This window comes from Carboxylicivirga linearis (assembly GCF_018271995.1).
GTDB lineage: Bacteria > Bacteroidota > Bacteroidia > Bacteroidales > Marinilabiliaceae > Carboxylicivirga > Carboxylicivirga linearis.
Window position 1 is genome coordinate 32,393 of the sequence record NZ_JAGUCO010000004.1, and the last position, 23,152, is coordinate 55,544.

Here is a 23,152-nt window from a genome sequence, read left to right on the forward strand (position 1 = left end):
CTATGCATTGCATAGTATTTTCATACTATTAATAACATAATTACTTTCTCCAAAATACATTATTAATTTTATAATATTGTATTAATCAATCATCTACAACACACTAAACCTGACTATATAAATAGAACCTATAGAATCAGCTTTTTAATCATGAGTCTGATAATTTCTTTTCAGCAAGCTTGAATTAAAATGGTATAACAAATCAAAAATAAAATCTATTCAAACACTAGAATCTTTATAATTCAAAAAATCCAAGTCTATGAAAACAAAATTATTATCATTTATCACTTTATTATTTGTCTGTCATGGGCTTTTGGCTCAAGATGGAAATGAATTACCCTTTCATAAATGGGCTCTTACGCCTCCAATGGGTTGGAATAGCTGGGACTGTTTTGGTCCATCTGTTGTTGAAGATGAAGTAAAAGCCAATGCCGACTATATGGCTGCTAATCTTAAAGAAACAGGTTGGGAATACATAGTGGTTGATATTCGCTGGTATGTTGATAATCAAACAACCGGACATTACAATGCGTATGATCAATCAGACTTTATCATTGATGAATACGGGCGCTATATGCCTTCACCAACCCGATTCCCTTCAGCCGCAGACGGTGCCGGGTTTAAACCTTTAGCTGATTATATACATAGCCTGGGATTAAAGTTCGGGATTCATATAATGCGGGGAGTTCCAAAAGAAGCCGTTTCCAACAATATGCCCATTAAAGGAACATCATATAAGGCATCCGATATTTACTCAACAGCTTATGAGTGTACCTGGCTACAGGATAATTACACCATAGATGCAAGTAAACCAGGAGCCCAGGAATACTACAATTCAATCTTTGATTTGTATGCCGAGTGGGGTGTTGATTATATTAAAATTGATGACCTCTCACGCCCCTATCACAGCAATGAAATAGAAATGATACGCAAAGGTATTGATCAAACAGGCCGTGCAATGGTATTAAGCATGTCGCCCGGAGCTACTCCGCTCACAGAACATGACCATGCCCGTACACATGCCAACCTTTGGCGCACTATAGATGATTTTTGGGATAACTGGGCACAGTTGAACTACTCATTTGGTGTTTGTGCCGATTGGGCTCCTTACATCACACCGGGTGCCTACCCCGATGCCGACATGCTTCCATTAGGTAAATTTATTAGAGGTGAAAGAGCCAGCAACCGATATACGAACTTCACCGAAGATGAACAATACACCTTAATGAGTTTATGGGCCATGTTTAAATCACCATTGATGTTTGGCGGCAATATGCCTGATAACGATCAATTCACATTAGACTTGATCACCAACGAAGAAATGCTGTATATCAATCAGCATTCGCGTAATAATCAGGAATGGTCAAACGAAAATGGTATTATCACCTGGACAGCGGAAGATCCTGCTAATGGTGATTTATTTGTTTCTTTGTTCAACAACGGTGGCGATGGATTTGTAAGAACCCAAAATCTTTTATACCGAAGTGGCACTGTTTCACGATTAACAGATGGCTTTGGGGTTGATATTGACATTAGTATACCTGAAGGGTCGGACCAACTCTATTTAATTGTCAACGATGGCGGTGATGGATACGCCTGTGATCATGCTGATTGGATAGATCCTATTGTTGAGTTATCTGATGGTAGCATTGTTGCCTTAACCGATTTGGATTGGGAATTTGCATCTGCAGGATGGGGAACTATAACTAAAAACAAAAGTATTTCTGGTGGCAATTTAAATATAAAAGGCACAGAGTACGATACCGGAATTGGAACTCATGCTCAATCAATTATATTATTCGGCATCCCGGAAAATACAGTTCGTTTTCAGGCTTTTGCAGGTCTTGACATTGGCGGAACCAGTCAAACAGGAGGAGCCACTGTAGAATTTATGATTGCCAATGAAGATCCCACACCTCGCGAAGTAGAAGTTAATAATGCCATTGCCAATACCGGTCGCATGAGTCGCACATTAACTCCTGAAGGAAAAAACATTGAAGCCGATATAACAGGTGCTGAAAAATTGTACCTTGTGGTGACCGATGCCGGGGACAATTTTAATTACGACCACGCCGATTGGATTAATCCAACCATCATAAAAGAAAATGGCGAAACTCTGTTATTAACTGATCTCGATTGGGTAAGTGCAACAAGCGGTTGGGCCAGTGTGGCAAAAAACACCAGTCTGGATGGAAATCCTTTAACTGTTAATGGTGTAACATATGATAAAGGATTTGGTGTAAACGCTTATTCAATAATAGAATTTAATCTGCCGGAGGGATATGTAAGCTTTGAAGCTTTTTGCGGAGTTGATGACGAGGTTAAGAATGCACCCGAGGGAGTAACTGTTGAATTTATGGTATTTACGCAAGATCCGTCCATCCTTTCATCCATTCCTGTTACTCTCGATTTAAATGAATTTGGTTATTCAGGGGCTTGTATAGTTAGAGATATTTGGGGGAAATCAGATGTTGGTGCGTTTTCCGGTGATGAATTTATTCCTGAAATCAGAACGCATGGAGTTGGCTTGTACCGCATCTCGGCAACTGACAGAAGTAACGATATAAGTGTTAGTTTATCAGCAACTGAAAGTGAGATTCAATCTGGAAGTTCGATCACTTTTACTGGTAGCATTTCAAATACCGGCCAGACAAATGACATTCCTACTGGTTGGGTACAAATTTATCAAGGTGATTCAATTGCCGCTTGCATCGAACTATCAGAAAACGGAGTGGTTCAATTTGAGACATCAGATTTAAAACCCGGCAACTATACTTTTAAAGCCAGCTATAGTGGCGATGCCGTTTTTAACACTAAAGAATCGAATCAAATAACGGTAACTGTAGTTGATAATTCAACTGCCATTGATGATAACACCAATGACGAGGATACAATTTATATAAGTAATGAAGGTGGAGCCAGATATCTTTGTGGAACAAGTAGTGGAGATGCTGTTTCAATTTATAGCTTAAACGGAAAACTAATCCAATCCTTTATTGCCAGTTCAGACAAAGAGCAGGTTCTCCTAAAAAATGGTATTTACCTATTTCGTGTCACGACTGATTTAAGAGTTTATGTTCTTAAAACTGCTATATAATCGGCTTTAAATAGTAAATTTTAAGGTTGTGCCATGTTTCTGGCACAACCTTTTTTCATTATTAAAACCTCATCCACAACCCATTAACCACATATCACCATAAACTTTTACAAAACGAACACAATCAACGTATAATTTTGACAAGTTTCAAATCACTATTTGCCGAATTATTGAAAAAATATAAATCTATTTCACCGTAGCTTTGCTATCATGTGCTAAAGAAAAATCAGTAATTTGATTTAGTTATTAAATATAGAAGAAAAGCTCATATTAATTCTTTGTCACAAAACTTATGAGCTGCCCTGAGAAATTTCAGTATAACAACTATTTAAAAAGAAAATATCAAGGTCATGAAATCCAGATTTGTAATTTTTGTTTCCCTTTTAGCATTGCTACAGGGAGTAATAGCTCAAACCACAAATGAATTACCTTTTCATAAATGGGCGCTCACACCTCCAATGGGATGGAATAGCTGGGACTGTTTTGGTCCTTCGGTAGTTGAAGATGAAGTAAAAGCCAATGCCGATTACATGGCTGCTAACCTGAAAGAATCAGGTTGGGAATATATTGTGGTTGACATTCGCTGGTACGTCGATAATCAAACAACCGGTCATTATAATGCATACGATAAATCAGACTTTATCATTGATGAATACGGGCGCTATATGCCATCACCTACTCGATTTCCTTCGGCTGCGAATGGTGCAGGTTTTAAACCATTAGCTGATTATGTGCATAGCCTGGGATTAAAGTTCGGAATTCATATTATGCGTGGCGTACCAAAGGAGGCTGTTTTCAACAACATGCCCATAAAAGGAAGTTCTTACAAAGCATCTGATATTTATTCAACTGCCTATGAATGCACCTGGTTACAGGATAATTACACTATTGAATCAGATAAACCCGGAGCTCAGTACTATTACAATTCAATCTTTGATTTATATGCTGAGTGGGGAGTTGATTACATTAAAATTGATGACCTTTCCCGCCCTTATCATGACAAAGAAATTGAAATGATACGCAAAGGAATTGATCAAACAGGTCGTCCGATGGTACTAAGCATGTCGCCGGGTGCAACTCCTTTGTCAGAGCACGACCATGCCCGAACACATGCCAACCTTTGGCGTACCATTGATGACTTTTGGGATAACTGGGCACAGTTAAACTACTCTTTTGGTGTTTGTGCCGATTGGGCACCTTATATCACGCCCGGTGCTTTTCCAGATGCCGATATGCTACCTTTAGGTAAATTTATTCGTGGAGAAAGGGCTCACGATCGCTACACCAATTTTACCAAAGATGAACAATATACCTTAATGAGTTTATGGGCCATGTTTAAATCTCCGTTAATGTTTGGAGGCAACATGCCTGATAATGATCAATTCACCTTAGACTTAATAACCAATGATGAGATGTTATACATCAATCAGCACTCTCACAAAAATCAAGAATGGTCGAACGAAGGTGGTATTATCACATGGACAGCGGAAGATCCTGCTAATGGTGATTTATTTGTTGCTTTGTTTAATAATGGTGGCGATGGCTTTGTTAAAACCCAGAACCTATTATATCGAAGTGGTACCGTTTCGCGCTTAACCGATGGCTTTGGTGAAGATATTGACATTGAACTTCCTGAAGGAGCAGATCAATTATTTCTAATTGTCAACGATGGTGGTGATGGTCATGCCTGCGACCACGCTAACTGGATTAACCCAACGGTTGAATTAGCTGATGGGAGCACCGTTGAACTAACCGATTTAAACTGGGAATATGCAACTTCAGGCTGGGGTAATGTAAGCAAAAATAAAAGTATCTCCGGTGGTAAACTTAATGTCAAAGGTACCGAATACGAGAAAGGAATTGGTACGCATTCTCAATCAATTGTTTTATTTAAACTACCTGAAAACAGTGTTCGGTTTAAAACATTTGCCGGCCTGGATTTAGGTGGAACTAATCAAACTGGTGGTGCAACTGTAGAGTTTATGATTGCCACGGAAGATCCAACACCTCGCGAAGTGGAAGTAAATAACGCCATTGCCAACACAGGACGTATCAGCCGTACATTATTTCCTGAAGGTAAAAAAATTGAAGCTGATATTACAGGTGCTAAAAAATTATATTTAGTGTTGACCGATGCCGGTGATGATCTTACATTCGATCATGCCGACTGGATTAATCCAACCATCATCAATAAAAAAGGCAAATCATTACCACTTACCAAGCTCGATTGGGCGAAAGCTACTTCAGGCTGGGGTAATGTTTCAAAAAATAAGAGTTTAGATGGAAATCCATTATCAGTTAATGGCAAGACTTACAAAAATGGTTTTGGTGTAAACGCATATTCAATCATTGAATTTGATTTACCTAAAGGGTATACCAAATTTGAAGCTTTTTGCGGCATTGATGATGAAGTCTTAAACGTAGAAAAAGGAGCTACGGTTGAGTTTATGGTATTCACCGAAGATCCATCTGTGCTTTCATCTATTCCGGTGACATTGGATTTAAATAAATTCGGATTTTCAGTACCTTGTACTATCAGAGATGTTTGGAAAAAATCAGACATTGGAACTTATAGAGGTGATGAGTTTACACCAGAAATCAGGACTCATGGAGTAGGATTATATAGAATTTCACCTGTTAAGAAAAAATAAATACAACAATAATTATATATACTTATGAACCGTAAAATGGTAAATAACTTAAAGTGTATTTTTCTGGCCACTCTTTTTTGGAGTGTTGGAGCAAGTACATTGTTTAAGTTGAACGCACAAAACCTGAAAGTGCATTATGCACTTTCTCAAGATCCAAACGGCAGTACCACTGTTATTGATGAATCAGGAAACGGATTTAATGGAAGCCTGGTTAATGGAGCTGCTATTTCTAAATACGATGGTCTATCGGTTATTGATTTAAAAACATCAAACGGATATGTAAACTTGGGTTCTTCATTCGGTGAAGCAGTTGAATCGTTGAACGATTTTAGTATCGCAACCAAAATATTCATACCAAGCACTACCAATATTAGTGGAAATGGAAATTTCGTTTGGTCTTTTGCTAACTCCAACGATATTGCAAACGATGCAAAAGGATGCCTTTTCTTTAGTGCCAAAAACACTTACTATTCTATCACTCCAAGCAACTGGACCAGCGAATCGGGTGTTAATAATTCATCTGCCATAAGTAAAGGAAGCTGGCAAACCATTGTTTATGTTCAGCGCAATGGCATAGGCAAGATTTACATCAATGGTAATCTTGTAAAGAGTAATGAAGTTTCGATGACACCTTCAGAGTTGGGAGCTACTCCTTATAACTATTTAGGTCGCTCGTGTTACAATGGTGATGCTTACTTGAATAATGCTAAAATTGCTGATTTCAGAGTGTATGATAGCCCGCTGAGTACTGATCAGGTTGAAGAGTTATCAGGTATCTCAAATGAATTTTATCCAACTACCACTCTGGCCAGATTCGATTTTAAGTCGACTCAGGATGCAGACGGTAATTATATCGGCACTTTGCAGAACGGTGCTGAAATCATCAGCTATGGCGATGGATCTGTTTTGAGCCTTGGCGATAACGATGGTTATTTTAATTTAAGTAATGATTTTGGAAGTATCGTATCAACTTTAGATAGTTTTACAATTTCAACAAACTTATTAATTCCATCTTCGGTTGAGATCTCGAGCAACGGTAACTTTGTGTGGTGCTTTGCTAACTCAGATAATATGGCTTCTGATGCCAATGGAAACCTGTTTTTCAGAGCTTCACAAACACGATATTCTGCCTCTAAAACTCACTGGACATCAGAGTCCTCGATTTCAGCCAACAAAGAGCTTCCAAAGGGAGAGTGGATAAACATCACTTACACCCAGAGATATAACAGTGGCCGTATTTATATAAATGGCGAGTTAGTAACATCTGGCAGCATGCCAATTAATCCTAAAGATTTAGGTGCAACAGCTTATAACTTTTTAGGCCGGTCGTGTTACGCTGGTGATGCCTACCTTAAAAGCACATACTTTGATGATTTTACCATTTATCAGGGAGTATTAAAAGAATCAGACATATGGACCTTATGCGAGAGCTTAACTGCATTGAATGATGTTAACGATTTAATCACTTTAAATGCAGCTATCAAAAGCCTAACCATAGCTGATGCTGATCAGGTAAGATCGAGTCTTATTTTACCTACAACAGCTGGTAATGGAGTATCTGTTACCTGGTCATCAAACAATACAGATGTGGTTAGTAACACTGGTGTTGTAACCCGCCCTGCTGCAGGAGCTGATGCTGTTAAAGTAACGATGACAGCCACATTGAGTTACAATAATGTTTCGGACACAAAAGAAATTGAAGTTACCATTTTGCCACAATACAGCAATGCTGAAAGTGTTGCTTTCGATATCGAGAACCTTAGCCTTTCTGGCAATATTGATAACATTAAAACAGCCATCAAACTACCAATCAAAACCAACGAAGGTTCAATGGTTGTTTGGGAGTCTGATTCACCGGAGTTCTTGAGCAATGTAGGTAAAGTAGTTCAACTATCACCTATTGGCGAAGGTAAAAAGAAAGTTACCTTAACGGCAACTGTTATTAAAGGTGATATATCTGTTTCTAAAACATTTGAAGTATATGTAGCTGAGAAAGAAGATCGTGCTGCTTACCTTTTCTCATATTTTACAGGTAACCATACTGATGGTGAACAAATTCGTTTTGCTGTAAGTAACAACGGAATTGATTACACACCGCTAAATAATGGCCAAAAAATTATTAGTTCCGATACCATTTCATTGAAAGGTGGGGTTCGTGATCCACATATTTTAAGAGGTCCAAACGGATATTTCTATATGGTGGTTACCGACATGAAATCGGCTGAAGGCTGGAGCAGTAACCGCGGTATGGTACTATTACGATCTGATGACCTGGTAAACTGGTCGCATTCAACCGTTCACTTCCCGGGTAAATGGCCTGAAAAGTGGGGTAATGTATTACGCGTTTGGGCTCCTCAGACTATTTATGATGCCGAAGCGGACAAAATAATGGTTTACTTCTCTTTATATTCAGGACAGTCAAATGCGCCATACGATAGAATCTACTATTGCTATGCCAACGAAGATTTTACTGATTTGGAAGGTGAACCCAAAATTCTTTTCGATCGCGGTACCGCTACTATTGATGGCGACATTGTATTTAATGATGCTGATGACTTATATTATATGTTCTTCAAGAACGAATCACTAGGTGGAATCAGCCAGGTAACAACTAAATCGTTAACTGAAGCCGAAGGCAAAGCACCCAGTTCACAGTGGAGCGAACCAACGCCTCCTAAGCAACAAACTGATAAAGCTGTTGAAGGTTCTGGTGTTTTCCAGCTAATCAATTCGGATGAATGGGTTTTGATGTACGATTGTTATGCCAATGGTCATTATCAGTTCTGTACTTCAACCGATTTGCAAAACTTTACATTTAAACAAGATAACTACAATATGAATGCTCGTCATGGAACAACCATCTCACTTACTCAGGAAGAGTTGGAAAGATTGGTTGCTAAATGGCCAAGTGAAGCATTATCCAACGAACCAGAGGGAGCACGCAGCATTAAGGTTAAAAACAACGGATGTAAAATCAACACAACTGATAAAACCATAGATATTGCGGTTTACTATGGAACAAATATCAGTAGTTTCAACCCAGAGTTGTATGCTTCACCAGGTTCGGTGGTTAGTCCCGAAGGACCTCAGGATTTCAGTCATGGAGGCGTTTCTTATTCATTCACTCAAAATGGGAACACAGTAACATACACAGTTAATGTAGCTGTTGAAGGCAACCCTGTATTACCCGATTTTCATGCCGATCCGGATGTTTTGTATTCCGAAAAAACGGGTCGATTCTACATCTATCCTACTACTGATGGATATCCTGGATGGGGAGGTTACAGCTTTGATGTATTCTCATCTCCAGACCTGGTACAATGGACCAACGAAGGAACTATCATTGATATGAGTACCGATCAGGTGAGCTGGGCAACAGGTAATGCATGGGCTCCCTGTATCGAAGAAAAGAAAATGGCCGATGGTTCATATAAGTATTTCTTCTATTACAGTGGCCATGCTGGTAGTAAAAAAGAGATTGGTGTAGCGGTTGCCAACGATCCTTCCGGTCCGTTTATTGATTCAGGTTCACCAATGCTATCGAATCTTCCTGCTGGCATCGGCGGTCAGTTGATCGATGGTGATGTATTTACCGATCCTGTTTCGGGTAAAAGTTATTTCTATTATGGAAATGGATTTGCGGCAGTGGCCGAACTAAACGATGATATGACATCGATTGATGAAAGCACGGTTACTGTTATCACTCCACAAGGAGGTTCTTTAAGTGACTATGCATTCCGTGAAGCTATTTATGTATTTTATCGCGATGGATTGTATTATTTCCTATGGTCGGTGGATGATACCGGATCGCCCAATTACCATGTGGCCTATGGCACTTCCACATCACCAATGGGCCCGATTGAAGTAGCTGACGAACCTATTGTAATTATCCAGGATGCCGATAAAGAACTATATGGAACCGCTCATAATTCAGTGCTTCAGATACCAGGCAGAGACGAATGGTACATTGTGTACCACCGTATTAATGCCAATTATTTGAATAACGACCCGGGTGTACACCGTGAAGTATGTATTGATAAGTTGGAATTTAACGAAGATGGAACCATCAAACAAGTCGTTCCTACTCGTGAAGGAATTGAACCTGTTATATTGGATCACCTTTCTACGGGTATGACTGACACTGTAAAACCGGGTAAACGCAAAGCTAAAGGCAAAGTGGTTTCGCAGGAAACATATGATCTTTCAGGTAAAAAGTTCAGAAAAAAAAAAGAAAGAAAGACATCTACATCATCAAAGAAACATATGAAAACGGAGTAGTTAAAACCTATAAACACTTCGAAGAATAATATTAAAAGCGGTTTCGATTCGGAACCGCTTTTTTAATGCTTCAACAGACTTCTTTCCCTATTCTTCCTTCTTTTCAACACGCAAGCTTAAAACAAACCAAAGAATTAAAGAGATGATGTAAATGATCATTCCATAAAGTGTTGTTATCATCGATACTTTAATACCTGCAAAAACCATGGCTGGAGAAACAGATCCCATTTTTTCAATGGCCGAAAAAGCATCGTAAAAACCAATTAATTGTCCCAGTATTCCGGTTATTAAAGCATACAATCCTATCGATTTCCCATATTTAAGGTAACGCAACTTTTTTTCTACAGTTGAATGTTTCGCTACTGTGTAATGATAAATCATCCAGGCCACAATACCTAATAATAATAAGGTTAGGACACTCATAAAAAGGGGTCCACCCATAAAAAATAAATCTTTCATTTCTCTTCTTTTTTAAGTGATTAATACTACCACCAAATAAAAAGGACAGACAGAAATATACCAAGGTCGTATCCGATTCTAAAGCCGTTGTTTATCGACAGACACTGGGAATATCTGAAGTTTTACCGAAATTAGCACAAATTTTACTATCAATATGTTTAAAAAATCATCTAATCCATACTACCATATTTTATATTGGATATTTGTAATTTTTATTCTCACCCTATTTTTTGGACGCTCGTGGGGTAACAATATAGCATCGTTCTTTTTTGTAAGCATGTTGCTTCCCATCACACTGGGCACTTCCTATTTTTTCAATTATGTACTGGTAAGCCTTTTTTACCTGAAAAAAAGTTATTGGAGGTTTGGCCTGTACAGTTTTTATCTAATGGTGGTTTCGTTATATCTCCAGTCGATTGTTATCATGTTTGCGTTTATTTACCTGGGAAATTTCAATTATCAAAATCTTCCACCCAATGCTTCAGACACCTTGCTTTTAGCTGTAGTAATGTATCTATTGGTATTTCTGGGTTCATTTTTATTGATGACGCGCCAGATTAAAGAACGAGAAAACTTAATTCAAAAATTATTAATCGATCAGGAAAAAAATAAGGTTGCCAGCCTTCAACTAAGGTCGAACCGAAAAACAATCCAGATCCCATACAATAGTATTATTTTCATCGAAAGCATGGCTGATTACATTAAGGTACACACAATAGCAGATACCGTTACCAGCAAAGAAAAAATAAGCAAATTAGCCGAGAGACTTCCTGAGCAGTTCATGCGTATTCATCGGTCGTTTATTGTGAATAAATCGCGCATCAAAGAAGTTTCGTACAACGAACTAACCGTTGATAACGTCACTTTAAATATTGGACGTAGTTATCAAAAAACAGTTCGCGAAGAACTAAAAGACAATTAAGCTATGGAGTGGAGATCGTTGTACAAATAATTTTAAAATTTACCTTTGCAGCAAACTGATAATGCTATGGAAATTAAGTTTGTTGAAATCATTTCAGCCTTTATTGTGCTTTTTGCCGTTATTGATATTTTAGGGTCTATTCCTATTATTCTTGATCTACAAAAAAAGAGTGGTCCGGTTAAAGCTTTTCAGGCAACTTCAGTAGCTTTTGCTATTCTTATTGCCTTTTTATTTGTTGGCGAAGCGCTGCTCGGGCTTTTTGGCGTTGATATTTCATCATTTGCCATAGCGGGTTCCATTGTCCTTTTTATTATGGCCTTCGAAATGATTTTTGGTGTTGAAATTTTCAGGCACGATTCTCCTTCCGGTGCCTCTATTGTACCCATTGCTTTTCCTTTAATTGCCGGTGCAGGTTCGTTTACAACGCTATTATCGTTACGAGCTGAATTTGAAACCATCAATATTATTATTGCTCTCTTTCTGAATATTATTGTGGTTTATATTGTATTGAAATCATCAAAACTCATCGAACGCATCATTAGTGAAGGCGGTATTTATATACTGAAAAAATTCTTCGGCATTATTTTATTAGCTATGGCAGTAAAGCTGTTTCTAACTAATTTTGGCAACATTGTGATGCAGTTTATTCAAACCATCCAATTTTAAATACGCTACGCAAAATCCATACATTCAACTGTTAATAAATTAATTGTGAAGAAGAACACCAAATTCAAAATAATTGCGATTTTACTGCCTTTTTTCTTTTTATTACTTTTTGAAATTGGACTGAGGTTATCCGGCTACGGGGTTACTTATAATGTTTTTAGCACAATTCCAGACGAAGAACAATCCGATTACTTAGTTATTAATCAGGATATCACCAAGAAGTATTTCAGAAATAATGTTGTTTCCTCGGATAATCCACAAGATGTATTTTTAGCTTCAAAAACGGATAGTACCTTTCGTATATTTGTTCAAGGAGCTTCAACCGTGGTTGGATTTCCTTTTTATCATGGAGGTTCCTTCCCAAACATTCTTAGACAAAGGCTATCTCAAACATTTCCTGATAAAAATATTGAGGTAATCAATACCGGTATTACTGCGGTTAACACATACACCTTATTGGATTTTACGGATGAAATTATTGAACAAAAACCCGATGTGGTTATAATTTATGCCGGTCACAACGAATATTACGGAGCGCTGGGGGTAGGTTCAAGTAGTAATTTTGGAAGTCACCCGGCAATTGTTCGAACCTATCTGGCCGCTAAAGATCTTCGCATTTTTCAGCTAGTAGAAAATACGCTAGTAAAACTTACAGGTAAAAAGAAGCAGCCAAAGGTTGATGATTCCACTGTGATGGAAAAGATGGTAAAACATCAGCGCATACCTTTCAATTCCAATTTGTATAAAAAAGGTCTAAATCAATTCGAAGATAATCTTGAAAAAATTCTTAGAAAGTATGCCAAAAACAATATCCCAGTCATTCTTTCAACGCTAGTTAGTAACGAGAAAGATCTTAAACCATTTATCAGCGATAGCCTTTCCAATGCAAATCTTTTTGCAAATGAGATCATAAAAGATACACCAGAAACAGTTAAGCTAGCTCAAAAAAATGCAAAAGCAGCTTATTTACTTGGTCGAGAATATCTCAAATCGAATACGGATTCGGCTAAGAAATACCTTCACCTTGCTAAGGAATTAGATTTACTCCGCTTTCGGGCTCCTGAAAAAATTAATGATATCATTCTTTCATTAGGAAAGAAATACAATTGCCATATGGTTGATATGGAAAAAATGTTTCTCAATCACACAGAACAAGATGTTGTTGGTAATGAATTATTAACAGAGCATGTTCATCCAAATGTTGAAGGTTATTTTGTAATGGCCGATGCTTTTTATAACAAGTTGAGAGACCTACAACTTATTGGATCGTGGAATCATTATATCTCATCTGATGAAGCGTTCAATAATATTCCTATTACTGCTATTGACTCATTACGAGGTGCCATTATGGTTGAGAACCTGAAAAAATCATGGCCATTTGATTTAAGCAGTGCGGGATCTAGGTTTAAGGACGCTGATTTATCCACTGAAAATAGAGACTTTGAACATGTAAAAGCAAGAGAACTTTTCAGGAAAGAAAGCCCCAGGAAGGATATCATGTTGCAGGCTTACAAATGGTATAAATCACAAGGTAATAGCGAACAGTGTCTACGAATTATTCAATCCGACATACTGGAAACTCCAGACTGGACGAATTTATATTTATATGCAGGAGATTTATGCATTGAACAGGATAATCTTAAACAGGCCATTTATTACTACACAAAATACCATCAGTTTGAAGACAATAGCCTTTCAGCACAAAGGTTATCATCAGCCTACATTAAAAATAATCAAACAGAGCTAGCCAGAAAAGTTATTACAGAAGCTTTAAGTAAAAACATCAATGATACAAAGCTGAACAAATTATTGAACGAGATTAATTAGCCTTTATAAGACCTACCAAGGATGTTCAATATCCTTTACAGAAAACCAATGATTACGTTTTTGGAAATAGGAGGTATCTTTTTTGCTTTGCTTTTTACGCATCAGTTTTTGAAGCAGAGACAAGGGTAGTAAAAACAAAAAGAAGATAATAAAGAGTATAATATGATTCATTACTATTCCAAAGTAATGCGAGAAACCAAACCAACTTTTACCAATTAGGTTAGTTATTTTTTTTGATGCTAAAGCAACAACCAAAAATCCAATAGATACATAGATTAACCAATGAATATCGCGCCATAAACTAATAATCAGCGATACCAATGCTAACACAATGATGGTTTCAAGTGATTTCTCCCTACTCATTAAAATAAAGTATAAATAAAAGGTGCTAATGCTGAACCACTTGTAAAAAAGATTAATGCTCCAAAAATCAGAAAAATGATAATTAATGGCATTAACCACCACTTCTTACGTTCCTTCAAAAACAAGAATAACTCTTTTAAAAACTCCATTATTTCTCCACTATATAATTCTCCAAAACTAATGCATCCATACCAGATTTCATAAAACAGGCGTATGCCTCCTCGGGCGTATTTACAATGGGTTCATCTTTAACGTTAAAACTGGTATTGATTACCACACCAATTCCGGTTTGTTTCTGATACGACTTTATTAAACTCCAAAAAACAGGATTAATATCTTTTTTTACTACCTGAACTCTGGCTGAATAATCGATATGTGTAATGGCCGGTAAATCAGACTTGATGAAATTACGTTTTTCGTCTAAGCCAAAACTGTGAAAACCCTCTGGCAATTCTTTTTTAATCGATTGCTTAACATTATTAGTAAACAACATATAATAAGAATGCTTACCCGCCTCAAAATATGTATCAAAATCTTCTTCACAAACAGCAGGTGCAAAAGGCCTGAAACCTTCCCGGAACTTGATTTTCATATTTAATTTATACTGCATTTCCGGATCCGAAGCATCTGCTAGTATGCTTCTGTTACCTAAAGCACGTGGACCAAACTCTGTTCTTCCCCTAAACCACCCTACTACTTTTTTTGATGCAATTAACTGCGCCGTAGCCTCAGTTAATTCTTCATTACTACTATAATATCGATAGTTGCATTTGTGTTTTTGTAGTAATCTTTCTATATCATTATCTGAACATCTCGACCCTAAATAAGGATTGAACGGCTTATGCAATCCATCGAAAATTCTATCCTCCTTAATATGAGCTACCGCCAATGCAGCCCCTAAAGCACCTCCCGCATCTCCTGCTGCCGGTTGTACAAATATATCTTCAAACAAATCCTGATTAAATAATACAGAGTTGGCTACGCAATTCAGGGCCACACCTCCTGAAAGACACAAATACTGTTCGTTTGTTTCTTGTTTTATAAATCGAATGATTTTAACCAGTATTTCTTCTAAAACAGACTGGGCAGCAAATGCGAGATCGGCATGTACCTGCTCCAATTTTTCTTCTGGTAGACGTTGTTTTATTCCAAACAGTTTTGCCCACTTTTGGGGATCAACCATCCTTAACCCAACCGGATATTCGAAATATTTTCGATTTAGCTGTATAGATCCATCCGATTCTATATCAACCAAATTATCTTTAATGGTTTTAATAAATTGCTGAGCCCTCTCTGATGATGAATTACTATAGGGAGCCAATCCCATCATTTTATATTCCCCTTTATTTACTTCAAAACCCAGAAAATAGGTAAATGAAGAATAAAATAGCCCCAGCGAATCTGGAAAATGCAGCTCTCCCATTATTTCAATTCCCTTCTCTCCACACGCAATGCCATATGAGGTGGTTGTCCACTCTCCTACTCCGTCGATTGATAAAAATGCACTTTTCTTAAATGGCGAAGTATAAAAAGAACTGGCAGCATGCGATAAATGATGTTCGGGAAATGAAATTGGAATATTATCAACATTGCCAATGGACTTTAAGCTCTTTCTGATATTCTGTTTGATAAACAACTTTTCTTTTAGCCACACCGGAATAGCCTTGGCAAAAGATTTAAAACCTAAAGGTGCATAGGCATAGTAGGTTTCTAACAAGCGCTCGAACTTTAAAAAAGGCTTTTCATAAAAAGAGATGATGTCAATATCTCCAAGGTCAATCCCCGACTCTGAAAGGCAGAATTTGATCGCATTCTCAGGAAAACTGGCATCATTCTTTACTCGGGTAAATCTTTCTTCCTGAGCTGCAAATAACACATTCCCATTTTCAATGATAGCTGCCGCTGAATCGTGATAGTATGCTGATATTCCTAGAATTTTCATTGTGCTAAATATATAAATATTCCGCTAAAGGATACTATCTTCAAAAAACAAAGAGCCGCTCCAAATGAGTTGAAGCGACTCCTTTAAGATTGCTTGCGTGAATAAAAGTTATAACTTTTTGCCTATATAAAAAGCATAGCCATAAAACTGCTTGTACTTGTAATACAAGTCTGTTTCGTGCTGTTGATTTTTTATAAAATCTTCGGCTGCGTTATTACCTGCATGTTTCTTTAGATAATCTTCCTGAGCCTGAACCTGTGGTTCATAAAAATGCTCAATCCAACAGTTTTCAGGTAACATAAAGGCAGCTATTGGAAGATAACCGGCACTTTGCATTTGTGCCATCTTATTTGGCAGGGTATCAATTTCCGGATATGCATCCATCCAGAAATCCTGAATTTCAGCAGGACGTTCATCCGTAAACCATGTAGCTTCAGAAACAGCCACATACCCTCCCGGCTTTAAAAACCTTTGCCAATACTTCAGGCCTTTTTCAAAACCAATATTATAAATAGCTCCTTCACACCAGATCAAATCCAATGATTCTTCTTGAAAATGCAAATCATCCATCGAACCTTGTTCTCCTTTCACTCTATCCTGAAGATTCAAATCGTTGGCATTGGCATTGAATAAATCAACAAATTGAGGAAACAGATCAATGCCCGTTACCTTACCGGGTGCATTTTGTGCCAATACCATTGTCTGTACACCCGCACCGCAACCAAAATCAACAATGTGCGATGACTCTGTAAGTCCATCAACAAAGCTAAGTGCCTTCTTAGTTATTTCTGGGCTTCCGGGCCCCTGACGCTTTACTGTAGTATAATATTCAACGATAAGGTTAACATCAAATTCGTGAATAGATTTTATGTTGTCGCTCATGACAATTAATTTTTATGATAACATAGAAATCCTATGCATCAAGTTATTTGTAATAAAGTATGGATATAAAAATTCCTCCTGGCAGATTTTGCCGGAGTTTAACGAAAGGATAACCAAGGTCGAAACCTAGGTTATTTACTTTACCAGATCCTTATTAGTTATAGTCATAAAGCGTTTTAAGCGATGCAAATATACAGATATTGAAGCAATCAAACCAAAGTTATGTGTAATTTTCTATATTAGTATCAACTTAATCAACCTCTAACATAATGACGATCTCAAATTCCAACTTCTTTTCACAATCTCTCTTATTAATTGGTGGATTTGCAATTGCATATAATACCTCCGTTGCCTTACATGAACTGGGCCATACTGTAGCAGTATTAATTGATGGCGGACAAATACAGGAATTTGTGTTAAATCCTTTCTCGTGGAGTTGGAATCTTGGTCAGAATGTTAGCAACATTACTTTCACTGCCTGGGGAGGCGTTACCTTTGGATTATTCTTTTCCATGCTACCTTTCCTATTAAATTTTATCATCCACTCTGGCACCTATCAATTTTTAAGCAAGATAACAGCCGCTTATGCTTTACTTTTTAATGGTGTTTATCTGGTTGCAGGAACCCTATTTGATTTTGGTGATGGAGGAGAACTGGCTGATTTGGGTATTAGCAAGGAATTGCTTCTTATACTTGGATCTATCTACTTAATCAGCTCCTTTATAATTTGGATCAATCTGCAATATCATTTGGGGATGAATAAACAAACCTCCTTTCTTCAACGTTTGGGAGTGATTACCATTGGATTTGCTCCCTATCTGTTTCTTATCTATTTGTACAATCAAATACACAATGCTCATCAAATATTGATTTGGGGTGGATTTGCTTTGGTAGGAATCCTCTTAGCATTTTTGATAGCCATTGCAGGTTATTGGGGAGTAAGAGGAATGATACAAAAACAACCAAAAGTAATCCCTCTCAACAAAGACTGGCTTATACTGGTAATAGCATTACTAATTATTATAGCTGAATTTGTTGTATTCGGAACACCTGATAATCCGTTTTAACCATAAACAGTACCAATGAAAAAGTTGAAAATACACTATTCGTTATTATTTGTGTTTATCTTCTTGATAAACATCTCAACAAATGCACAACAAAAAGATGTTAATCAAATAAAATCGTTGACCACTAAATCATGGCGACTTCTTGAAGAAAAACAATATAAAAAAAGCCGCGACACAGCCGAATTATTATTAAAAGTAAATAGCTGTTCAAGTTCTACCTATGCTTTATTGGGCACTATCTATGCAAAATATGCGGCAGAAGGCAATACCGAAGATGATCTTATAAACAGAAGCCTTATCTACTGCCTGGTTATAGATATGTACGAAAAGGCCAAACAAGTAGATCCGGGTTATACTCAACAAGCTGATACTTGGATAGAGGTTTATTCCAGCTACCTACCTGATCATCAATCAACATTTATTAATATACAAGAAAGAGATGAAGTTATTTTAGAGGGATGGATTAACCGCAAAACAAAATTTCGTTATAAACCTTAGCTTTTATACCATCAATTCTATAATTTTAATCTCAAAACCTATTACATGAAAACAGATATAAAACTTTTTAATATCTCTCTCACTGATACCTTCCTTTTGTTTGTTTTCATGAGTCTGGCAATAACCATTCTGCTATTTTTTATTAGTGCATTTCAAGGTACACCCACTTTGCTTTATGGCAAAACACCCTGGTTTTACCAGTTATTATTTCCGTTACTATTTGCATTTTCCAATAACCTGGCAAATCGCAAAGGGAAGCTAACTTTTTCTGATGTTAATAATTCACAAGCTCTTTTTGAACAGATCGATTCCTTTCTTCAACATAAATACAATCGAATCAATGTATCAGACAATGAGTTCAGATATACAAAAAGAAATGTATTAGCTCGATTTTTTGATTTCTTTCTTAGAGAAAACATACGTATTTCAACCACCAACAACCAAATAGTTATTTATAGCAAGAAACATCAGTTTAACCGGATTGAAGTACAATTACAAAGAACTGAGGCTTACTCATAACAATCATCAATTTTTATCGTTTTCTACCATATTTATTCGATTTTGCACAAGAATAATACACATTTGTATAAGTCTTTCTTTTAAAAACAATGTAATTTTGGTTTTACCCTTACTTAATTAAGGGCTTCTTTAGAAAATCATAAAACCAAATTGATGTATCAAAAAAATACTTTAATCATTACTTTGCTATTTTTAGTACTTCCTTTATGTGTAAAAGCTCAGGATATAAAAGACCGATATGCAAAATACGAAGCATTTAAATCGTTAACCAAAGACAAGGTTCTTCACGGATCGTTCCATACACATTGGCTAAAAGACGGCCATTCGTTTTGGTACCATGTATTAACACAAGAGGGTGTTAAATACTATTTAGTAGATGCATCGAAACTGAAAAAGAAAGAGATTATTGATGTTAATGCACTATTAGAAAAGGTTTCGGCTGAATACGGCAATGAAGTCTCATACAACGATCTTGAAAGATTTAGCGTTAGCGATAATATCAAATCATGCGAGTTTGTTTTGGATGGTTATAAATATCAATACAGCCTGCCATCATATAAGTTTATTAAAAAAGAAAAGTATACTAAACCCGCGCCATACAACTGGACAATGGACCAGATGGATCAAACCAATAATCCTCCGGTGAAATCACCAGATGGAAAGTGGCTCGCATACATTAAAAATTACAATCTGTACATAAAAGACCTTTCAAACGAAACAGAAGTAGCTTTAAGTTACAACGGTGGTTTGGGATTGTATTATTCTACCTATCTTCAGTGGTCGCCCGATAGTAAAAAGATTATGGCTTACCTGGTTCAACCGGCCGAAAAGCATTTTGTGAATTACATCGAGTCGAGCCCAACAATGCAAAAGCAACCAGTTTATTCCTCTATTCAATATTATAAACCCGGCGATGCGCTTCCTCAGTTTTATCCTTGCATCTTTAGTGTTGATGATAAAAAAATGATTTCATCGTCGAAGGATATAATTCCGAATCAGTATTCGATTGAAAACATACGTTGGAGAAAAAGTAGTGAAAGCCTGACTTTTGAATATAACAAACGTGGACATCAGGTGTATCAGGTAATTGAAATGAATGCCGAGACCGGTAAAAACAGTGTTCTGATAAACGAAACCTCACCTACTTTTATAGATTACAGCAGCAAGCGTTATCGCTTCGATATAAACGATGGTGAGGAGATTATCTGGGCATCGGAACGCGATGGATGGAATCATCTTTACCTTTTTGATGGCAAAACCGGGTCTGTTAAAAACCAGATTACCCAAGGCGATTGGGTAGTTCGAAATGTAGTTAAAGTTAATCCGAAAAACAGAACGATCATTTTTAGTGCTAGTGGAAAAGAGGCCGGCGATCCTTATTTAATACATTATTACTCGGTTGGATTTGATGGCTCCAACTTAAAACTACTAACTGAAGGCGAAGGAAACCACCGAGTAAGTTTCTCGGCTGAATACAAATACCTGGTCGATTCCTGGTCGAAAGTTGACACACCACCAGTAACCGTGTTACGAGATGCCCAGACAGGTAAGCAAATCATGACTTTGGAAGAAGCCGACATCACTCCTCTTTTGGCCAACGGTTGGAAGAAACCTCAGATATTTTCGGCCAAAGGCAGAGATGGTAAAACAGATATTTGGGGAATATTTTTAACTCCATCTGATTTCGATCCTTCTAAAAAATACCCGGTTATTGAATATATTTATGCCGGCCCTCACAGCAGTCATGTACCCAAAGATTTCAGTGCCTACTATAACCGTTGTCGCCAGTCATTAGCCGAGTTAGGATTTATTGTGGTGATGATTGATGGTATGGGTACCTCCAACAGATCAAAAGCCTTTCATGATGTTTGTTGGAAAAACCTGAAAGATGCAGGCTTCCCCGATCGTATTTTATGGATGAAGGCCGCTGCTGAGAAATATCCGTTTATGGATATCAGCGATGTGGGTATATACGGAAAATCGGCCGGAGGACAAAACTCAACCGGGGCAGTATTATTTCACCCTGAATTTTATAAATCAGCCGCATCCATATGTGGATGTCACGATAATCGCATGGATAAAATCTGGTGGAACGAACAGTGGATGGGCTGGCCTATTGGACCCGAATATGCCGAGAGCTCAAACGTGGATAATGCCTTCCGATTACAAGGAGATTTGTTTTTAGTGGTTGGCGAAATGGATCAGAATGTTGACCCAACCAGCACTTACCAGGTGGTAGATGCCTTAATTAAGGCCAATAAAGATTTTGACTTATTAACACTCCCTGGCAAAGGACACGAATGGGGTGGCGAATATGGAGAGCGCCGTATTTGTAATTTCTTTGTTGAGAAAATAATGAAGCAAACTCCTGTTAAAATGAATACCGAAAGTTTAGATCATAGTTTGATACAAACAGATATTGATATAGATAAATAATTTTTCAGGCATGCCATCTTCATAGCTCTACAGCTATTAAGATGGTTCTTTACTTGCCTAAAGCCTCCATTACTTCGTACCTTTATATATAGTATAGATGGAGGATCCGTCATGAAAGACAAACTGATCTATTATCGTTTACTTTACGCTGCTATCGGCTTTATTATTACAACGGCACTTATATTAGCAGTTATCGCTCTGCCTACAACCAAGCTACCCGATCAGGCTATTACTCCGGTTTGGGTCAATGTTTTTATTCATTTGTTATTTATCCTATCAATTGTATATGTAATTAAAGTAGAACAAAGGGGCGGACAGCAAAAGAAGGAATTACTAGTTGTTACCGGTGCAATGATTATATTCTTAGGACTTATTGTATCTGATGGAGGCTTTGCATACTCTAACGATCCGGAAAGAATCACATTATGCGTATCGTTGTTTGTATGCGCCGGAACAGATTTAATAGCAGGTATTTTAACAATTAGTGCAAGATATTCTAGAAAATGGGGATCTACTAAAACTATCATATGAGATATTGCTTTCCGCTACTTATTTTATTTATCCTAAGCCAACTTTGTGTTGGACAAGAAAATAAATTCTCTGAAAAGTGGGGAATAAATCTCGATTACTCATTATCAAACCAAACAAATTCAGTTGTAGCAGGCCCGTCTTTATTCTTTGAAAAAGGTTACGATCTAAATAGCGGTTTTTGTACACGCTTTGTTCCCCTATAAACTTGTCTATTTCCCTCGTGTACTTAACACCATCCCCTGTGTACTTGCCGTAAGTACATAAGGGATAATCATTATCCCCCTTGTACCCGACATTTTCCCCCTTGTACTTATAACAAGTACATTGGGGATAAGCATCATCCCCTGTGCACCAGACATCATCACCCGTTTACTCATGAGTTTCCCTCGTGTACTTGAGGTTATCCCCCTTGTTTTTTATTCAGCTTTTGTGTGGATATTTTATTAGCAACACACCTGACTGTTTGACTAATGCACTAAAATCAAACGAATCTCCGATTAATCATGGCCATACATCTTCACTTTTTCTCGTATAGCTGTATCTTTGTATAAAACTGAATTATCAAACCATGAGCATTCAAGATTTTATAATTCGATTAGCTTTTGCTTTGGTAGGTGGCTTTATTATAGGCTTCGAAAGAGGCTGGCATCATAAATCAGCTGGATTACGTACCAACACTTTAGTTGCAGTTGGTTCGGCACTTTTTGTGATGCTTTCAATTAATCTTACTCAGGAAAAAGGTGATGTTACCCGAATTGTAGCTCAGGTTGTAAGTGGCATCGGTTTTTTAGGAGCTGGAATTATTTTTAAAGAAGGATTAACAGTACATGGACTCACAACAGCAGCCACTGTTTGGTGCAGTTCTGCTATTGGTTGTTTAGCAGCGGCCGGTTATTATATCGAGACATTAATTGGAACCATTTTCGTCTTAATCATCAACAATCTGCTTCTTCCTTTGGATAAAAAATTATCGGAACGAGATAAGGAGGATGAAGAAGAAAAATAAACTGTTTA

17 protein-coding genes are annotated in these 23,152 nt (G+C 37.3%); 12 read left to right on the top strand and 5 right to left on the bottom strand.

Annotated elements, in window-relative coordinates; translation table 11 throughout:
• The first annotated feature begins 259 nt into the window (after positions 1-259).
• From KEM10_RS07680 to KEM10_RS07690, 3 genes are all read left to right on the top strand, one after another.
• Complete coding sequence (locus KEM10_RS07680) at positions 260-3,097, top strand: NPCBM/NEW2 domain-containing protein (protein ID WP_212215403.1); 2,838 nt, start codon at positions 260-262, stop codon at positions 3,095-3,097.
• Positions 3,098-3,447: 350 nt separating this feature from the next.
• Positions 3,448-5,748, top strand: a complete 2,301-nt coding sequence (locus KEM10_RS07685; protein ID WP_212215404.1) for an NPCBM/NEW2 domain-containing protein — start codon at positions 3,448-3,450, stop codon at positions 5,746-5,748.
• 24 nt (positions 5,749-5,772) lie between these two features.
• On the top strand, positions 5,773-10,026 hold the full coding sequence (locus KEM10_RS07690; protein WP_212215405.1) for a family 43 glycosylhydrolase: 4,254 nt from the start codon (positions 5,773-5,775) through the stop codon (positions 10,024-10,026).
• An 87-nt stretch (positions 10,027-10,113) separates the two neighbouring features.
• Here KEM10_RS07690 and KEM10_RS07695 read toward each other — a convergent pair whose 3' ends face one another.
• Positions 10,114-10,485: a MotA/TolQ/ExbB proton channel family protein gene (locus KEM10_RS07695; protein WP_212215406.1), complete on the bottom strand. Its 372-nt coding sequence runs from the start codon at positions 10,483-10,485 to the stop codon at positions 10,114-10,116.
• Between the two features lie 154 nt (positions 10,486-10,639).
• Between KEM10_RS07695 and KEM10_RS07700 the strand changes: the two genes are divergently transcribed.
• The 3 genes from KEM10_RS07700 to KEM10_RS07710 all read left to right on the top strand — a co-directional run bounded on the left by KEM10_RS07700 (position 10,640) and on the right by KEM10_RS07710 (position 13,900).
• A complete protein-coding gene (locus tag KEM10_RS07700) occupies positions 10,640-11,407 on the top strand; it encodes a LytR/AlgR family response regulator transcription factor (protein WP_212215407.1) in 768 nt (255 codons plus the stop codon).
• A 66-nt stretch (positions 11,408-11,473) separates the two neighbouring features.
• The gene (locus KEM10_RS07705; RefSeq protein WP_212215408.1) at positions 11,474-12,073 is read left to right on the top strand and encodes a MarC family protein; all 600 of its coding nucleotides are present in this window, start codon (positions 11,474-11,476) and stop codon (positions 12,071-12,073) included.
• 45 nt (positions 12,074-12,118) lie between these two features.
• On the top strand, positions 12,119-13,900 hold the full coding sequence (locus tag KEM10_RS07710) for an SGNH/GDSL hydrolase family protein (RefSeq protein ID WP_212215409.1): 1,782 nt from the start codon (positions 12,119-12,121) through the stop codon (positions 13,898-13,900).
• Between the two features lie 12 nt (positions 13,901-13,912).
• Here the strand turns inward: KEM10_RS07710 and KEM10_RS07715 are convergent, their stop codons facing one another.
• The 4 genes from KEM10_RS07715 to KEM10_RS07725 form a co-directional block, all read right to left on the bottom strand.
• Complete coding sequence (locus tag KEM10_RS07715) at positions 13,913-14,263, bottom strand: SxtJ family membrane protein (RefSeq protein ID WP_212215410.1); 351 nt, start codon at positions 14,261-14,263, stop codon at positions 13,913-13,915.
• On the bottom strand, positions 14,263-14,412 hold the full coding sequence (locus KEM10_RS24960) for a DUF5989 family protein (protein ID WP_394369430.1): 150 nt from the start codon (positions 14,410-14,412) through the stop codon (positions 14,263-14,265). Before KEM10_RS24960 ends, KEM10_RS07715 begins: the two co-directional genes overlap by 1 nt.
• On the bottom strand, positions 14,412-16,205 hold the full coding sequence (locus KEM10_RS07720) for a carbamoyltransferase family protein (RefSeq protein WP_212215411.1): 1,794 nt from the start codon (positions 16,203-16,205) through the stop codon (positions 14,412-14,414). Before KEM10_RS07720 ends, KEM10_RS24960 begins: the two co-directional genes overlap by 1 nt.
• A gap of 108 nt (positions 16,206-16,313) precedes the next feature.
• On the bottom strand, positions 16,314-17,087 hold the full coding sequence (locus KEM10_RS07725; protein WP_212215412.1) for a class I SAM-dependent methyltransferase: 774 nt from the start codon (positions 17,085-17,087) through the stop codon (positions 16,314-16,316).
• A gap of 269 nt (positions 17,088-17,356) precedes the next feature.
• On the opposite strand from KEM10_RS07725, the gene KEM10_RS07730 reads away from it, so the two are divergent.
• The 6 genes from KEM10_RS07730 to KEM10_RS07755 all read left to right on the top strand — a co-directional run bounded on the left by KEM10_RS07730 (position 17,357) and on the right by KEM10_RS07755 (position 23,144).
• Positions 17,357-18,154 (top strand): hypothetical protein, encoded by a 798-nt coding sequence (locus KEM10_RS07730; protein ID WP_212215413.1) that lies wholly within the window; start codon positions 17,357-17,359, stop codon positions 18,152-18,154.
• A 15-nt stretch (positions 18,155-18,169) separates the two neighbouring features.
• On the top strand, positions 18,170-18,652 hold the full coding sequence (locus KEM10_RS07735) for a hypothetical protein (protein ID WP_212215414.1): 483 nt from the start codon (positions 18,170-18,172) through the stop codon (positions 18,650-18,652).
• A gap of 45 nt (positions 18,653-18,697) precedes the next feature.
• On the top strand, positions 18,698-19,171 hold the full coding sequence (locus KEM10_RS07740) for a hypothetical protein (protein WP_212215415.1): 474 nt from the start codon (positions 18,698-18,700) through the stop codon (positions 19,169-19,171).
• Between the two features lie 153 nt (positions 19,172-19,324).
• A complete protein-coding gene (locus KEM10_RS07745; RefSeq protein WP_212215416.1) occupies positions 19,325-21,607 on the top strand; it encodes a S9 family peptidase in 2,283 nt (760 codons plus the stop codon).
• A 111-nt stretch (positions 21,608-21,718) separates the two neighbouring features.
• Entirely contained in the window at positions 21,719-22,138 is a 420-nt protein-coding gene (locus KEM10_RS07750; RefSeq protein WP_212215417.1) for a hypothetical protein, read from the top strand.
• Positions 22,139-22,706: 568 nt separating this feature from the next.
• Complete coding sequence (locus KEM10_RS07755) at positions 22,707-23,144, top strand: MgtC/SapB family protein (protein WP_212215418.1); 438 nt, start codon at positions 22,707-22,709, stop codon at positions 23,142-23,144.
• The last annotated feature ends 8 nt before the right edge of the window (positions 23,145-23,152 follow it).

Bases quoted from the DNA above. Each gene is read 5' to 3' on its own strand.
- KEM10_RS07680 (WP_212215403.1), top strand. From the start codon at position 260: ATGAAAACAAAATTATTATCATTTATCACTTTATTATTTGTCTGTCAT.
- KEM10_RS07685 (WP_212215404.1), top strand. From the start codon at position 3,448: ATGAAATCCAGATTTGTAATTTTTGTTTCCCTTTTAGCATTGCTACAG.
- KEM10_RS07690 (WP_212215405.1), top strand. From the start codon at position 5,773: ATGAACCGTAAAATGGTAAATAACTTAAAGTGTATTTTTCTGGCCACT.
- KEM10_RS07695 (WP_212215406.1), bottom strand. From the start codon at position 10,485: ATGAAAGATTTATTTTTTATGGGTGGACCCCTTTTTATGAGTGTCCTA.
- KEM10_RS07700 (WP_212215407.1), top strand. From the start codon at position 10,640: ATGTTTAAAAAATCATCTAATCCATACTACCATATTTTATATTGGATA.
- KEM10_RS07705 (WP_212215408.1), top strand. From the start codon at position 11,474: ATGGAAATTAAGTTTGTTGAAATCATTTCAGCCTTTATTGTGCTTTTT.
- KEM10_RS07715 (WP_212215410.1), bottom strand. From the start codon at position 14,263: ATGAGTAGGGAGAAATCACTTGAAACCATCATTGTGTTAGCATTGGTA.
- KEM10_RS24960 (WP_394369430.1), bottom strand. From the start codon at position 14,412: ATGGAGTTTTTAAAAGAGTTATTCTTGTTTTTGAAGGAACGTAAGAAG.
- KEM10_RS07720 (WP_212215411.1), bottom strand. From the start codon at position 16,205: ATGAAAATTCTAGGAATATCAGCATACTATCACGATTCAGCGGCAGCT.
- KEM10_RS07725 (WP_212215412.1), bottom strand. From the start codon at position 17,087: ATGAGCGACAACATAAAATCTATTCACGAATTTGATGTTAACCTTATC.
- KEM10_RS07730 (WP_212215413.1), top strand. From the start codon at position 17,357: ATGACGATCTCAAATTCCAACTTCTTTTCACAATCTCTCTTATTAATT.
- KEM10_RS07735 (WP_212215414.1), top strand. From the start codon at position 18,170: ATGAAAAAGTTGAAAATACACTATTCGTTATTATTTGTGTTTATCTTC.
- KEM10_RS07740 (WP_212215415.1), top strand. From the start codon at position 18,698: ATGAAAACAGATATAAAACTTTTTAATATCTCTCTCACTGATACCTTC.
- KEM10_RS07745 (WP_212215416.1), top strand. From the start codon at position 19,325: ATGTATCAAAAAAATACTTTAATCATTACTTTGCTATTTTTAGTACTT.
- KEM10_RS07750 (WP_212215417.1), top strand. From the start codon at position 21,719: ATGAAAGACAAACTGATCTATTATCGTTTACTTTACGCTGCTATCGGC.
- KEM10_RS07755 (WP_212215418.1), top strand. From the start codon at position 22,707: ATGAGCATTCAAGATTTTATAATTCGATTAGCTTTTGCTTTGGTAGGT.